The sequence below is a fragment of the Staphylococcus devriesei genome, from assembly GCF_002902625.1.
GTDB lineage: Bacteria > Bacillota > Bacilli > Staphylococcales > Staphylococcaceae > Staphylococcus > Staphylococcus devriesei.
Genome location: NZ_PPRG01000003.1, coordinates 16,816 through 31,761, shown reverse-complemented (window position 1 = coordinate 31,761; position 14,946 = coordinate 16,816). Strand labels below are relative to the sequence as shown.

The following is a 14,946-nucleotide window of genomic DNA, read 5'->3' as shown; positions in this document are numbered from 1 at the left end:
TATTTATATAATATTAACTATTATTAAATGTTATTAATTTTAATGTTGTGCTATTCTTAAATTATCGGATAATTTTATGGATTCGAGATTCTATACATATTGAACGGGGGCATTACGCAATGAAAAAAATCACCTATCTTTTAATAATGGCATTGGCCGTTATTATTTTTGCAGCAGCTTGTGGAAGTAACAGTTCTTTGGAGAGTAAAGAGGGTAGTTCTAATAGTGATTCAGGTAAAGATGGCTACACTCCTAAGAAATTAACAGTACAATTTGTACCTTCTCAAAACGCAGACACATTAGAAGCAAAAGCAAAACCACTGGAAAAATTGTTGTCTAAGAAATTAGGTATTCCAGTTAAAGTATCAGTATCAACTAACTATAATACGATTGTTGAAGCAATGAAATCTAAAAAGGTAGATGTTGGTTTCTTACCACCAACAGCCTATACATTAGCGCACGATCAAAAAGCAGCTGATTTACTGTTACAAGCACAACGTTATGGAGTTAAAGATGATGGTTCTAGCTCAGAAAAATTAGTAAAAGATTATAAATCAGAGATTCTAGTGAAAAAAGATTCAGGAATTGATAGTTTGAAAGATTTAAAAAATAAAAAAATCGCATTACAAGATGTTACTTCGACAGCAGGTTACACTTTCCCAATTGCAACACTTAAAAAGATGCAGGTATTGATGCAACTAAAGACATGAATATTGTAAACGTAAAAGGGCATGACCAAGCGATTATTTCATTATTAAATGGAGATGTTGATGCAGCAGTCTTCCAAGATGCACGTAATATTGTGAAAAAAGATCAACCAAATGTATTTAAAGATACTAAAATTCTTAAATTAACAGAACCTATTCCTAACGATACGATTTCAATTCGTCCAGATATGAATAAAGATTTCCAAGACAAATTGAAAAAAGCTTTTAAAGATATTTCTAAAACAAAAGAAGGACACAAAATTATTAGCGAAGTTTACTCTCATGAGGGATATACAGATGCTAAAGATTCAGATTTTGATATTGTAAGAAAATATGAAAAAGAAGTTCAAGATATGAAATAAAGCACTTATCCTTATTATTTAAATGAAACAACACAGATTGAACAAGTAATCTAGAAAGAGGCTAGGACATATAAATAGAGTGATATGATGAGATATTTATCTTATTTTATACACTATTAGTGTCCCGACCTCTTTCTCTTTATAAAAGAAAGGTGTTAGAAATGAGTCAAATTGAGTTTAAGGAAGTCAGTAAGGTCTATCCTAATGGTCATGTAGGATTAAAAAATATTAATTTAAATATTGAAAAGGGTGACTTCGCGGTTATAGTAGGATTATCAGGTGCTGGTAAGTCTACTCTTTTAAGAGCAGTGAACCGATTACATGACGTTACTTCAGGTGAAATATTTATAGAAGGTAAATCGATTACAAAAGCCTCAAATAAAGAATTATTATTAATGCGTCGAAATATTGGAATGATTTTTCAACATTTTAATTTAGTAAAACGTTCTTCAGTTTTACGCAATGTTTTAAGTGGTCGCGTAGGTTATCATTCAACTTGGAAAATGGTGTTAGGTCTATTTCCAAAAGAAGATAAATTAAAAGCGATGGATGCCTTGGATAGAGTGAATATCTTGGATAAATGTAACCAACGTTCAGATGAGTTGTCAGGAGGACAACAACAACGTGTTTCTATTGCTCGCGCTTTAGCTCAAGAGGCCTCAATCATTTTAGCAGATGAACCTGTTGCTTCGCTCGATCCTTTAACGACCAAACAAGTTATGGATGATTTAAAAAGAATCAACGAGGAATTAGGTATAACAATCTTAATCAACCTACATTTTGTAGATTTAGCACTTGAGTATGGGTCTCGAATTATTGGACTACGTGCAGGTGAGGTAGTATATGACGGGCCGGCACATGAAGCAACAGAAGAGGTGTTTGATGAGATTTATGGTCGCAAGCTTAAAGCCGATGAAAAGCTAGGGGTGGAGTAAAATGAGTACACCCACTACTAATAAATACAATCAATACTTAAATAAAAAAATGTCACTAAAGACGAGTTTCTCAGTGCTTATTGTTGTTGTATTAGTAATTTGGAGTTTTCTATATACTGGTTTTAGTTTTGGAGATTTATTGATTGGCCTTCCTCAAATTGGAAATTTTTTCGCTCAAATGGTACCGCCTGATTGGTCTTATATACATACAGTTTTAAAACCGATGTTAGACACAATCCGAATGGCTATTGTAGGGACATTTTTAGGGGCGATTGTTTCTATTCCTATATCACTAATTTGCGCAAATAATATTATTAAAGCAAGGTGGATTACTATACCAGCACGATTTATTTTAAATATAGTACGTACTATTCCAGATTTATTATTAGCATCAGTTTTTGTAGCGATATTTGGAATTGGTCAAATTCCTGGGGTCTTAGCTTTATTTATTTTAACAATAAGTGTTATAGCTAAATTGTTTTATGAATCATTAGAAACTATTGATGAAGGACCTATGGAAGCTATGACTGCTGTAGGAGCGAATAAAATAAAATGGATTATGTTTGGTGTAGTACCACAAACAGTTTCAATATTTCTATCGTATGTTCTATATTTGCTTTCGAAATTAATATTCGTGCCTCTGCAGTGTTAGGACTTGTAGGAGCCGGGGGTATTGGTTTGTTTTATGATTCAACATTAGGTTTATTTCAGTATCCTAAAACGGCGATGATTATTTTGTTCACACTAGTAATTGTGGTCATCATTGACTATATCAGTTCGAAAGTGAGGGAACATCTCGTATGATACAAGAAGAAAAACATTTGGAAGAGAAGTATCTTTTAAAAACTAAAAAGCAAAAGCAAGAAGTAATAAAAAATTGGATAATTGTACTAATTGTATTAGCTATTATTGCTTGGGGATTCGCTGGAATGCCAGCTTTAGAATTAAAGTCTAAATCTATTGAAATCTTAAAATCAATTTTCAATGGTCTGTTCCATCCTGATTGGAATTATGTATATATCCCGGCAGGTGAGGATTTATTAAGAGGACTATTCGAAACGTTTGCTATTGCGATTATTGGTACGTTTATTGCCGCAATGATGTGTATTCCGTTTGCATTTTTAGGTGCTCGTAATCTTGTTAAATTACATCCAGTAAGTGGAGTTACTAAATTTTTTCTAAGTGTGATTCGTGTATTTCCTGAAATAGTAATGGCTCTTATTTTTATTAAAGCAGTAGGGCCTGGTTCATTCTCGGGAGCGTTAGCCTTAGGGATTCATTCAATAGGGATGCTTGGCAAATTGTTTGTTGAGGACATCGAAAGTTTAGATTTCACATCAGTAGAATCATTAAAGGCAAGTGGCGCAAACAAAACCAAGACGTTAGTGTTTGCGGTTATCCCGCAAATTCTTCCTTCATTTTTGTCACTCGTTTTATATCGTTTTGAATTAAACTTGCGTTCGGCGTCTATTCTAGGATTAATTGGTGCTGGCGGTATAGGGACTCCGTTAATCTTTGCAATACAAACACGTTCTTGGGATCGCGTCGGTGTTATTCTAATTGGTTTAGTAGTAATGGTAGCTATTGTAGATTTGATTTCAGGCGCTATTCGGAAACGTATCATTTAAGCTTTTGAACATAATTTTTAAGAAAATTAATAATATATATCCCCCAATATTAGACAATTAAATTCTAATATTGGGGTTTTCTCTAGCTTTTTCCCTTCATTTCTGTAAACTTCTCCCTTAACTATTTTAACAAGATAGCGTTAATACTGTATAAAATAAATATAAAATTCATTGATTATTAAATACTATTTATGTCTATATTGTGATACTCTTATATTGTCGAGTGATTTGACACCATAGAAGACTTTTCATATTGAACCGGGGCATTATGCAATGAAAAAAATCACTTATCTTTTAGTAATGGCTATGGCAACCCTTATTTTTGCGACAGCTTGTGGAAATAATAGTTCTTTAAGTAGCAAAGATAATAGTTCTGACAGTGGTTCAGGCAAAGATGGCTATACGCCTAAAGAATTAAAAGTTCAATTCGTACCATCTCAGAACGCCGGCACATTAGAAGCAAAAGCTAAGCCACTTGAAAAAATATTATCTAAAGAGTTAAATATTCCAGTTAAAGTATCAGTATCAACAAACTACAATACTATTGTGGAAGTGATGAAATCTAAACAAGTAGATGTTGGTTTCTTACCTCCAACAGCTTACACATTAGCACACGATCAAAAAATAGCAGATTTATTACTTATAGCTCAACGTTATGGGGTTAATTTAGATGGATCTGAGTCTAAAGAGCTTGTGAAGAATTATAAGTCAGAAATTTTAGTGAAAAAAGATTCAGGTATTAATAGCTTAAAAGATTTAAAAAATAAAAAAATTGCATTACAAGAAGTAACTTCAACATCAGGTTATACTTTCCCAGCAGCAACACTTAAAGAAGAAGCGAATATTGATTTAACTAAAGATATGAAAGTTATCAACGTTAAAGGTCATGACCAAGCAGTTATTTCATTGTTAAATGGAGACGTTGACGCAACAGCAGTTTATCAAGATGCACGTAATTTAGTGAAGAAAGATGAACCTAATGTATTTAAAGATACTAAAATCCTTAAAATAACTGAACCAATCCCAAATGATACGATTTCAGTACGTTCAGATATGAATAAAGATTTCCAAGAGAAATTAAAACAAGCATTTAAAAATTTAGCTAAAACAAAAGAAGGTCACGACATTATTAGTGAAATATATGGTCATGAAAGTTATGTAGAAGCACAAGATTCTGATTTTGATATAGTTAGAAAATATGAAAAACAAGTTCAAGATATGAAATAAAGTGACTTGTTTATTACTTAAATAAAAGCTGTTTCAAGCACAATTAAATAAGCGATATAGAAAGAGGCTAGGACATATAAATATTGAGAGTTTAGGGCATGAAATACATAAATGTTTGAAACCGGTTAACGGCATTTCAAAGTAAGTGTTTGGACCCATCTTTCAATTGAATGTCCAGACCTCTTTCTTTGTGTAAAAGAAGGGTGTTAATAATGAGTCAAATTGAGTTTAAAGAGGTCAATAAGATTTATCCCAATGGGCACGTAGGATTAAAAAATATAAATTTAAATATTGAAAAAGGAGACTTTGCAGTCATCGTTGGACTGTCTGGTGCTGGTAAGTCTACCTTATTAAGATCAGTGAATAGATTACATGATGTTACATCTGGCGATATTATTATCGAAGGTAAATCCATCGCAAAAGCGTCAGGTAAGGATTTATTACTTATGCGCCGTAACATCGGTATGATTTCTCAACATTTTAATTTAGTAAAACGCTCTTCAGTTCTACGCAATGTATTAAGTGGACGCGTCGGCTATCACCCAACTTGGAAAATGGTGTTAGGACTTTTTCCAAAAGAAGATAAAATCAAAGCAATGCATGCATTAGATCGAGTAAATATATTAGATAAGTGTAATCAACGTTCAGATGAATTATCAGGAGGACAACAACAACGTATTTCTATTGCACGCGCTTTAGCCCAAGAACCTTCAATTATTCTAGCCGACGAGCCTGTGGCATCATTAGACCCTTTAACAACAAAGCAAGTTATGGATGACTTAAAACGAATTAACGAAGAGTTAGGCATTACAATTTTAATTAATTTACACTTTGTCGATTTAGCACTTGAATATGGAACTCGGATTATAGGCTTACGCGACGGTGAGTTAGTTTATGATGGACCAGCAAGTGAAGCGACAGAAGAAGTGTTTAATGATATTTATGGTCGTGAGCTTAAAGCTGATGAAAAACTAGGGGTGGATTAATATGGCAATACCTACAACAAGCAAATATGATCAATATTTAAATAAGAAGTTGTCACTTAAAACGAGCTTTACTGTGCTACTAGTTATGGTACTAGTAGTATGGAGCTTTTTATATACTGGATTTAGCATTAGTGACTTAATGGTTGGGCTTCCGCAGATTGGTAATTTCTTTGTACAAATGGTGCCGCCGGATTGGTCTTATATACATATAATTTTACAACCAATGTTAGACACGATTCGAGCGGCTATTGTAGGAACGTCTCTAGGTGCGATTGCTTCGATTCCCATTTCATTAATTTGTGCGAGTAATATTATTAAAACGAAATGGATTACAATTCCAGCACGTTTTTTATTAAATATACTACGAACTATTCCTGATTTATTATTAGCATCAATATTTGTAGCAATATTTGGAATCGGACAAGTACCAGGGGTATTAGCATTATTTGTTTTATCAATATCAATCATAGCTAAATTATTCTATGAATCACTTGAAACAATCGATCCAGGACCTATGGAAGCTATGACAGCAGTAGGCGCAAATAAAATAAAATGGATTATGTTTGGTGTTATTCCACAAACCGTTTCAATATTCTTATCTTATGTATTATTCTCTTTCGAAATTAATATTCGTGCATCTGCAGTATTAGGATTAGTAGGAGCAGGTGGTATTGGTCTCTTCTATGATTCAACGTTAGGACTATTCCTATATTCTAAAACGGCAATGATTATTTTATTCACGCTTGTTATTGTAGTCGTAATTGACTATGTGAGTTCGAAAGTGAGGGAACGATTGATATGACACAAGATCTGCAAAATTTAGAACGTAAATACCTTTTAAAAGTAAAAAGTAATAAAAGAAAAATAATTAAAAATTAGGCTATTACACTTGTTGTTATCATTGTTATTGCTTGGGGATTTTCAGGCATGCCTTTATTACATTTAAAATCTAAATCTTTAGAAATTTTAAACTCAATTTTCTACGGGTTATTTCATCCTGATTGGGGTTATGTATACATTCCAGAAGGCGAGGATTTATTACGTGGCTTACTAGAAACGTTTGCTATCGCAGTCATTGGTACATTTATTGCTGCTATTATATGTATACCGTTCGCATTTTTAGGGGCGCCTAATTTGATTAAAGTACGTTCAATTAGCGGGATAACAAAGTTTATGTTAAGTGTAATTCGTGTTTTTCCAGAAATAATCATGGCGCTCATCTTTATTAAAGCAGTAGGGCCAGGCTCGTTTTCAGGAGTGTTAGCTTTAGGAATTCATTCAGTTGGTATGTTAGGTAAATTATTTGTTGAGGATATTGAAAGTCTAGATTTCACTGCAGTAGAATCATTAAAAGCAAGTGGAGCCAATAAGACAAAAACACTAGTGTTTGCGGTTATTCCCCAAATACTACCATCATTTTTATCGCTTATTTTATATCGTTTTGAATTAAATCTTCGTTCAGCTTCTATTTTAGGTCTGATTGGCGCCGGGGGAATTGGTACACCATTAATCTTTGCGCTACAAACACGTTCTTGGGACCGTGTAGGTATTATTTTAATTGGCTTAGTTATTATGGTTGCTATCGTAGACTTAATTTTGGGCGCGCTACGTAAACGCATTGTTTAATATTTTTAGGACGAGAGGTAAGACACATTAATTAGCTTTTAGAGTATAAACTATTGATGCCTTGCCTCTTGTTTATATTATAATCTTACTTCCCTCTTCATCTAAGTTACTTACATCTACTTTGGTAATATTGCCATTTTCATCTAATAACGGTGTGATTCCACCACCTGTACTTATCCAAGTTGATAAGTATTGAATACCTGTCTTTTTATCCGTTAAAATATAGCATCTTGTAGAACCATTTCCTCCAACTTTTTCAACTAAAAATCTGTTATATTCTTTTTCTTTATTGCCAAACATAAGCACCCTCCTTACTAGATATATATCATCAAATCCTTGAAAGTAAACTTATTGGAGTCTGTATTTTCCGGAAAATAATCGTTAACCATAAAATCGAATTTTAAATATTGCTTTTTTATTAAAAATTAAATTGTCTTACAATATTAATTTTATTACGAAAATATATTGCATTTAAGTTTTTTGGATATAGAATTATATGTGTGAATTATATCTTTTTCGATTTACAAATAAAACTAGGAGGTCAATATGAAAAGGTTATTTTTTATATGTATTATGTTTTTATTTTTATTAGTAGGTTGTTCTCTCGGTGAGAATAATCAAGATTCCGATGAAAATTCAGAGAAAAACAGTAAAGCCAAAGCGACAGATAAGATGAAGTCTTTTAAAATGGGGCAAGTTGTTGAAGCAGACGGTATTGATATTAAGGTCGTAAAAGCAGAATTCATTAATAGTTACGATGAGTTTAGTGCACCAAAAAATGGTAAAGCGTTAAGAGTCTATATTAAATTTAAAAATAATAATGATGATCAAGTATTAATAGATAATACTGATTTTGGAATGAAAGTGAATAATGAGAACTATGAAGAGTGGTATAGTAGTGATGACATGCATGAAGGATTTAGCCATCAATTGAATCATAACAATACAGCTTCAGGTTATATCACTTATGACGTTCCAGATAGTGATAACTATACTTTAGAACTAGATGCAATACCAAATTTTAATAAAGTAAGAGCAAAATGGGTTATTAATAAATCTGACATTAGCAATTCAGATGAAAACAATAGTACTTCAGGTAATAGCTCAGCTAGGGAGGAGAATACATCAACAAATGATTCTGACGACTCAGCAACAGACGACGACTCAACAGATGCTGAAGAAGAGGATGAAGGTGTGACATACCCAGCTTCTATGTATAATGACTTGGTTGATGAATATAATTCTCTTACTGATGGTGAAAAGATGAATCATGTATCAAAAGATGTGTTAGAAATCGAATATGACCAATTAGAAGCACGTGTAGAAGCATTGTATGAAAAAGAAGAAGAAAAGTACGAAAAACAGGCTGCTAAAGAAGAAGCAGAATATGAGAGACAACAAGCAAAAGAAGAAGCAGAGTTTGAAAAAGAACAAGCTGAAGAAGAAGCAGAGTACGAAAAACAACAAGCCGAGGAAGAAGCTAAAGCCGAACAAGAAGAACAAGCTGAAGAAGAAGCCGAAAGTGCAGAATCATCTTCAGATGAAGAAGATGCCAACTCAGAAGATAATGCCGCTTAAAAATAATCCATCACTTTATTTCTTTTATGTATAATTTAGAGAAAAGGAAGTGATATTGATGGAAACAGTTTATATTGCAGGGGGATGTTTATGGGGTGCTCAAGCATTTATTAAGACACTGCCTGGCGTAATTTCAACTGAAGCAGGACGTGCGAATGGAACTACAAGTCAACTAGATGGCGACTATGATGGTTATGCAGAATGTGTAAAAACTGTATTTGAGCCCAAACGTATCACTATTACTGACTTAATGAACTATCTGTTCGAAATAATAGACCCTTATAGTGTGAATAAACAGGGCGTCGACGAAGGTCCTAAATATCGCACAGGTATTTATAGTGAAGACGATAAGCATCTTCAAGAAGCACAGGACTTTATTAACAACCGAGAAGATAAAGAACGCATTGCGGTCGAGGTCTTACCATTAAACAATTATGTTAAAAGTGCCGAAGAACATCAAGACAGATTAGATAAATCGCCAGAAGATATCAGTTATTGTCATATTCGTTCGGACATACTAACTAAATATTTATAAAACAAGATATGACTTTCATCAGAAATAAGGTATGAAAAAAGAGGTTGGAACATTCTAATAAATGCCCAACCTCTCTTTTTAAATTATTTATTGTCACAATCAAAAGTATCAGCGAAACTTAACGCAGCTAAGCCTAATAAGTCTAACGCATGTTGCGCGCCTTCTTTACCGTGACCAGCTTCGAAATGTTTGTAAGCAGCAACGCCTAATACACCGAAAGTAGTGATTGAACCTAAACGAGATAAGTTTTTGTTTAAGAAACTAACTGCGTAGAAAGCAGCGGCAGCAGCTTCTAATGAGCCAGCTAATTTAACTGAGTTTTCAGGTAAACCAAATACATTTGTGAAAGTTTCTTTCATTTCTTGGTCACCTTTAAGTTTTGGTTTTGAAGCAGTGTATAATTCTTTAGCAAGTTTTAAGTTTGCAGCATAACGTAAAATCATAATTTAAAAATCTCCTTTTTATTTGTTTTCAAAATATTTATCAACAATAGGTTTAACGCGTTCGCCAAATAGACGAATTGACTTCATTACATAGTCATGAGGCATAGAGCCTACAGGGGTATGAATCATGAAGCGGTTAAGTCCTAATGTTTCTACCGTCTCAATAATCTTTTGGGCAACCGTTTCGGGACTGCCAAGGTAGATTGCACCATTACTTCCTATTTCTCTTTCAAACATATTTTCATCAAATTCAGGCCAACCACGTTCGCGACCTAAAATATCATGATGTGCTTTTAAAGAAGGGAAGTACTCTTTCTTAGCTTGTTCATCTGTTTCAGCTACGTAACCCCAAGAATGTACAGAGACTGGCAATTCATCAGGATTATGGCCATATGATTCTGCCACGGATTTATAAATTTCAATATTACGTGTAAATCGTCTAGGATTACCGCCAATAATCGCATACGTAATTGGTAATCCAAAGGCACCAGCTCTTAATGAAGATTCAGGTGTGCCACCAGTCGCAATTGAAATAGGTAATTTACCATGTTCTACACGCGGATAAATTCCTGTCGCTTCAAAACTTGGTCTCAATTTACCATCCCAACTGACTACTTCATGTTCATTAATATGTAAGAGTAATTGTAACTTTTCATTAAATAAATCTTCGTAGTCATCTAAATTATAACCGAATAATGGGAAAGATTCGATGAATGACCCTCGACCAATCATTATTTCAGCACGTCCATTAGATACTGCATCTAATGTTGAGAAACGTTGATAGACACGCACAGGATCATCAGAGGATAAGACTGTTACCGCTGAAGATAACTTAATATTTGTAGTACGGCCAGCTGCAGCAGCTAATACAGTCACAGGGTCTGAAACTGCGTAATCTTCTCGGTGATGCTCACCTAATCCGTAAATGTCTAACCCTAATTGGTCAGCCAATTCAATTTCTTCAACTATATCGCGAATTCTTTGAGCATTAGATACTGCTTCTTGTTTACCATCGGGCATATAAATGTTTCCATTATCCGCAAATGAAGTCAATCCTAATTCTATTTTCAACACGCCACCTCCTATTGGTATAAATTTTATACTTGAATTGTATGCCTATTTTAAAGGTTAGTCAATAGAAATGTTTCGAATTAGAGATATTTATTTTTGAAAATGTAGGTTTTTTATTTTTTATGTATTGGGATCTAATTGGGGATATATTAAGAGTTAACGCAAATATATGAACTTTAAAAGTATTTTGTAAATTTCAAACAGTCTTTAGAAAAGTTAAATATCGTGGCATAATATAAATGTTGTGAAAAACTTTATGAAAGGGTAATAACAATGTCTATTCAAAAACCAATGAATTATAATAAAATAACAACGATATTCTTTATCGCAGGAATTATTGTTATGAGCAGTTTATATACAGCTATACCATTAACTGCAGAATTCGCTAAAGACTTCAGGATTCCACCATCTATCGCTACGTTAAACGGGGTTGCCTTCTCGATTACCTACTCAGTAAGTTGTTTATTCTACGGTACTATATCAGAAAAGTTCAGTCGTATTCGCACCATCCTATTTGGTGTTAGTGGACTAATTATTATTTGTTTAATAATAGGGTTTATTCATTCATTTATGCTACTAGTCATTTTACGTGCAATTCAAGGTGTGTTTGCGGCAGCCTTTCACCAATTTCAATTACTTATGTGACAGAAACATATTCTCCAGTTAAACGTATGACGGCGATTAGCTTTATTAGTACGAGCTTCATGCTATCTGGTATTATCGGTCAGAATTTAAGTGAAATTATTGTTAGTTTTTCAAATTGGCATGTAGTCTACTTTACGCTTACCATTCTTTATATCTTACTAGCATTCGTTATTTATAAAAACATCCCAGAAAGTCCAATTAAAAATCCACAAATTAAGCTATTACGTTTCTTTAATAATTTTAGTGATTTTAGAACAAATAAAGCAGTATTACTATGTTATGGCGTATCTTTAACACTACTTACAATGTTTATTAGTATGTACACGGTATTTAATAATTACATTACTTCAGATATTATTGGTGGAAATGACACAACTGCAATTAATGCAAAATTGTTTGGAATAATTGGTATGCTATTATCGCTTATTGCTGGGCGAATTAGTGATCGTACAGGAGTTAAAAATATTATTCTAGGAGCCTTAATAGTAAGTACAGTATCACTCATTTTAATGTCTATCACTACGAATATTATTTTACTTATCATATGGAGTGTAACGTTTGTAGGGGGTATTGCTTTTGCTATACCTTCAACAATTTCTAAAGTTGGTTTAACTGTTAATGGTAATCAGGGTTTCTTCCTATCAGTAAATACATTTATTCTATTTTTAGGTACGGCTATAGCGCCAATTTTAAGTATTGTGCTAAACAATATTAATAGCTTTACTGTACAGTTTAATGTGATTGCAGTAATAGGTATTATTGCTATTGCTATTGTTTTATTCTTACCACGTAGAAAAAATGAAATAAGATAAAGATAGGAATGAAAATTTGAAAGTAATTACTTGAAGATGCCTAACACTACTTCGTAAATAACGTGGTCTTATATAGATAATGAGTTAAAAAATAAGAGTAGCTAGAGAGGGGATAATCACTGTATTATTTATCCTATAAATATGAAGACATTGATTAGGGTAAGGGAGTAATGAGGTGATATTAATGGACCAGAAGATGATAATCGCTAATATCATAAACATTATATTATTGGTCATGTTAATCATTTATAATATGGCTAATTTATCCACATGGGTTTTAACTATTATCGCTATTTTGATGGTAATTAATAGTGGTTATATGGTTTATAAGTCTATCTCGTCTAAAGAAAATAAACGATAACGTATAATTTAAAAAGCATTCTCACTAATGGTTGGTGAGAATGCTTTTTAATCGTTTTGACAAGTTAATGAGGTTTCTAAAATATCATTTAATGTTTCGAAAACTTCTTCTACAGTATAATTATAATCGTTTTCTACCCATCGTCTTAACACTTCTATCACACCACTACTGTAAAAATCGGCAATAATTTCAGGATGCTTACTGTTTTGAATTTTTATAGATAGTGGATCATCTTGTTGCCTAGTATCGTTCAAAATCATTTCACGACTCACGTTTGTCAAAGTGCGAAATACATCGACCTGACGAGAGGATACTAATAAATGTTTAAATATCTTCTTATTCTGCCCTATGTAATAAATGAATTCTTGAAAAGATTCGGACGTAGTTATACCTTCAGAGTTATTTTCGGTCATAGTAATTTTTTGAGTTATGAAGTTGGTTAAAGAGTAAAGTAAATCGTATTTATCTTGGAAATAACGATAGAATGTACTGCGATTAATTTCTGCCACTTCACATATTTTTTGAACAGTAATTTCATCAAAATGATAATCATACAATAATTCAAATACTGTTTCGTGAATATGTTTAATCATACGTTTTTGATTTGCTGTAGGCATACTTCGATTCTCCTATACACTTTATTAATAGCCTAATGTAATAAGAGTAATTTATCACAATAGTAGCTACATTTCCAAAAATAAACATTACTCTATCTTTTTTACATATAATTTCAATTGAATTGAATCTTTGAAGATTGAAAAAATTTTTATAAAAAAGTGAGAGTTTAAAAAGTAATTTGACCTTGAGAGACGTTTATATATGTGAAAGGAAATAAAAATAGGTTTAAAAATATACTAGATGAGAGTGTTGAAAAAATTAACATAGAATATAAAAAAGAGGCCAAGACATCAATGATTAAATGCCTTAACCTCTTATTCATGCTATTTGATCAAGCATGCCCCTTAAAAATTTCTCCCGATTGTTTGATACCAAACTTATTTAGTATTGATATCTTCTAACCATTCATCCACTTTGTTGTCATTATTATCTACATAATCTTTCGCAACTTTTTCTGGATTTTTGTTGTCGACAAAGATTTTCTTAGCTAATTTCTCTTCGTCTTTCTTACTCCAGTCATCCGCAATACGAGTAGCTATAGTGTATGCAGCTGGATGTTGTTCTTTGAAGTCACTGTTAAATACTAAATCAATATGTTGATCATTATTACCATAAATATTATCTGGGTCTTTTAACATTTTAGCGTCTAATTCTTTAGTAAACCAACTTGGTTCCATAGCAGTAAAGACAATAGGTTGTTGTTGTTTATAAGCTTTTTGAATTTTTTTGAACTGATCTTGGTCAGAACTTTCTTTCAAGCTATATTTATCTAAATTATCGCTATCAAGTTCATCTTTTGTTGATTTCATAACACCATTTCTAGCGTCTGTTCCTTGAATTGTCCAATCTACAGATTCACCAAAGTCTTTATTTTTTAAATCGCTAATTGAATCAATATCTTGTTCATATTTTGGTACAGCTAAACCAACTCTGACATTATCTATTAAATGTTTGTCGTCATAAACTGTTAAGTTACTTTTGAATTTATTATAGTAACTTTTATCAGTAGTAGGGAAGATACCTGAAGCATGGAATGAATCTTTACTTTCTGAAACTGCTGCATATAATGGACCACTAGCAGTTACAGGTGTCGTTGTTACATCATATCCAGCATCTTTTAATACTTCCGCAATTACTAAAGATCGTGGTGTAGAGTTATCAGTTGCGATATATGGAATTTCGATTTCTTTATTACCAAGTGACGTCTTACTATCGTCAGATGAGCCACTACCGCTACCGCTATTACCACATGCACTTAGCACAATGGCTAAGGCAAGTGTGGCTAGTAGTCCTAGAAACTTCGAACTACATCGTTTAAACATAACGTATTTCCTCCTTTTTAGAATTAATCTCTGCGTTCGTCATCGTGACGATTTGTATTAGACTGTTGGTTATATCTATCGTAAATACCT

12 protein-coding genes and 4 pseudogenes are annotated in these 14,946 nt (G+C 32.8%); 11 read left to right on the top strand and 5 right to left on the bottom strand.

All coding sequences use genetic code 11. From position 1 onward, the window contains the following. Positions 1 to 119 precede the first annotated feature (119 nt). From CD147_RS00660 to phnE (CD147_RS00625), 8 genes and pseudogenes are all read left to right on the top strand, one after another. Positions 120 to 1,069 (top strand): annotated as a pseudogene (locus CD147_RS00660) (phosphate/phosphite/phosphonate ABC transporter substrate-binding protein). A 161-nt stretch (positions 1,070 to 1,230) separates the two neighbouring features. Continuing rightward, positions 1,231 to 2,004: a phosphonate ABC transporter ATP-binding protein gene (gene phnC, locus CD147_RS00655; RefSeq protein ID WP_103165533.1), complete on the top strand. Its 774-nt coding sequence runs from the start codon at positions 1,231 to 1,233 to the stop codon at positions 2,002 to 2,004. A 1-nt stretch (position 2,005) separates the two neighbouring features. Beyond that, positions 2,006 to 2,808: pseudogene (phnE, locus tag CD147_RS00650) on the top strand (phosphonate ABC transporter, permease protein PhnE). Further along, positions 2,805 to 3,632 (top strand): phosphonate ABC transporter, permease protein PhnE, encoded by an 828-nt coding sequence (gene phnE / locus CD147_RS00645; protein WP_103165532.1) that lies wholly within the window; start codon positions 2,805 to 2,807, stop codon positions 3,630 to 3,632. The pseudogene phnE (CD147_RS00650) and the gene phnE (CD147_RS00645) overlap by 4 nt, the downstream one beginning before the upstream one ends. 273 nt (positions 3,633 to 3,905) lie before the next feature. Further along, the gene (locus CD147_RS00640) at positions 3,906 to 4,859 is read left to right on the top strand and encodes a phosphate/phosphite/phosphonate ABC transporter substrate-binding protein (RefSeq protein WP_103165531.1); all 954 of its coding nucleotides are present in this window, start codon (positions 3,906 to 3,908) and stop codon (positions 4,857 to 4,859) included. Between the two features lie 212 nt (positions 4,860 to 5,071). Further along, a complete protein-coding gene (phnC, locus tag CD147_RS00635) occupies positions 5,072 to 5,845 on the top strand; it encodes a phosphonate ABC transporter ATP-binding protein (RefSeq protein WP_103165530.1) in 774 nt (257 codons plus the stop codon). A 1-nt stretch (position 5,846) separates the two neighbouring features. Next, entirely contained in the window at positions 5,847 to 6,647 is an 801-nt protein-coding gene (gene phnE / locus CD147_RS00630) for a phosphonate ABC transporter, permease protein PhnE (RefSeq protein ID WP_103165529.1), read from the top strand. Beyond that, positions 6,644 to 7,471, top strand: a pseudogene (phnE, locus tag CD147_RS00625) (phosphonate ABC transporter, permease protein PhnE). Before phnE (CD147_RS00630) ends, phnE (CD147_RS00625) begins: the two are co-directional and overlap by 4 nt. Positions 7,472 to 7,543: 72 nt before the next feature. On the opposite strand, the gene CD147_RS00620 reads toward phnE (CD147_RS00625), so the two are convergent. After that, positions 7,544 to 7,771: a DUF6440 family protein gene (locus CD147_RS00620; RefSeq protein WP_103165528.1), complete on the bottom strand. Its 228-nt coding sequence runs from the start codon at positions 7,769 to 7,771 to the stop codon at positions 7,544 to 7,546. 246 nt (positions 7,772 to 8,017) lie between these two features. Between CD147_RS00620 and CD147_RS00615 the strand changes: the two genes are divergently transcribed. After that, positions 8,018 to 9,049, top strand: a complete 1,032-nt coding sequence (locus CD147_RS00615) for a DUF4352 domain-containing protein (RefSeq protein ID WP_174694336.1) — start codon at positions 8,018 to 8,020, stop codon at positions 9,047 to 9,049. Positions 9,050 to 9,107: 58 nt separating this feature from the next. Then, positions 9,108 to 9,584 carry a peptide-methionine (S)-S-oxide reductase gene (locus CD147_RS00610; protein ID WP_103165527.1) on the top strand — a complete coding sequence of 159 codons (477 nt, stop codon included), beginning with the start codon at positions 9,108 to 9,110 and terminating at the stop codon, positions 9,582 to 9,584. Positions 9,585 to 9,667: 83 nt separating this feature from the next. On the opposite strand, the gene CD147_RS00605 is transcribed toward CD147_RS00610, so the two are convergent. Together CD147_RS00605 and CD147_RS00600 are read right to left on the bottom strand one after the other, a co-directional pair. Further along, positions 9,668 to 10,027, bottom strand: a complete 360-nt coding sequence (locus CD147_RS00605; protein ID WP_103165526.1) for a hypothetical protein — start codon at positions 10,025 to 10,027, stop codon at positions 9,668 to 9,670. Positions 10,028 to 10,045: 18 nt separating this feature from the next. After that, positions 10,046 to 11,098 carry an LLM class flavin-dependent oxidoreductase gene (locus CD147_RS00600; RefSeq protein ID WP_103165525.1) on the bottom strand — a complete coding sequence of 351 codons (1,053 nt, stop codon included), beginning with the start codon at positions 11,096 to 11,098 and terminating at the stop codon, positions 10,046 to 10,048. A 279-nt stretch (positions 11,099 to 11,377) separates the two neighbouring features. Here CD147_RS00600 and CD147_RS00595 point away from each other — a divergent pair. Beyond that, positions 11,378 to 12,555: pseudogene (locus CD147_RS00595) on the top strand (MFS transporter). A gap of 408 nt (positions 12,556 to 12,963) precedes the next feature. Here CD147_RS00595 and CD147_RS00590 read toward each other — a convergent pair. Beyond that, positions 12,964 to 13,533, bottom strand: a complete 570-nt coding sequence (locus CD147_RS00590; protein WP_103165524.1) for a TetR/AcrR family transcriptional regulator — start codon at positions 13,531 to 13,533, stop codon at positions 12,964 to 12,966. Between the two features lie 378 nt (positions 13,534 to 13,911). Then, positions 13,912 to 14,856 (bottom strand): glycine betaine ABC transporter substrate-binding protein, encoded by a 945-nt coding sequence (locus CD147_RS00585; protein ID WP_103165523.1) that lies wholly within the window; start codon positions 14,854 to 14,856, stop codon positions 13,912 to 13,914. Positions 14,857 to 14,946: the final 90 nt, after the last annotated feature.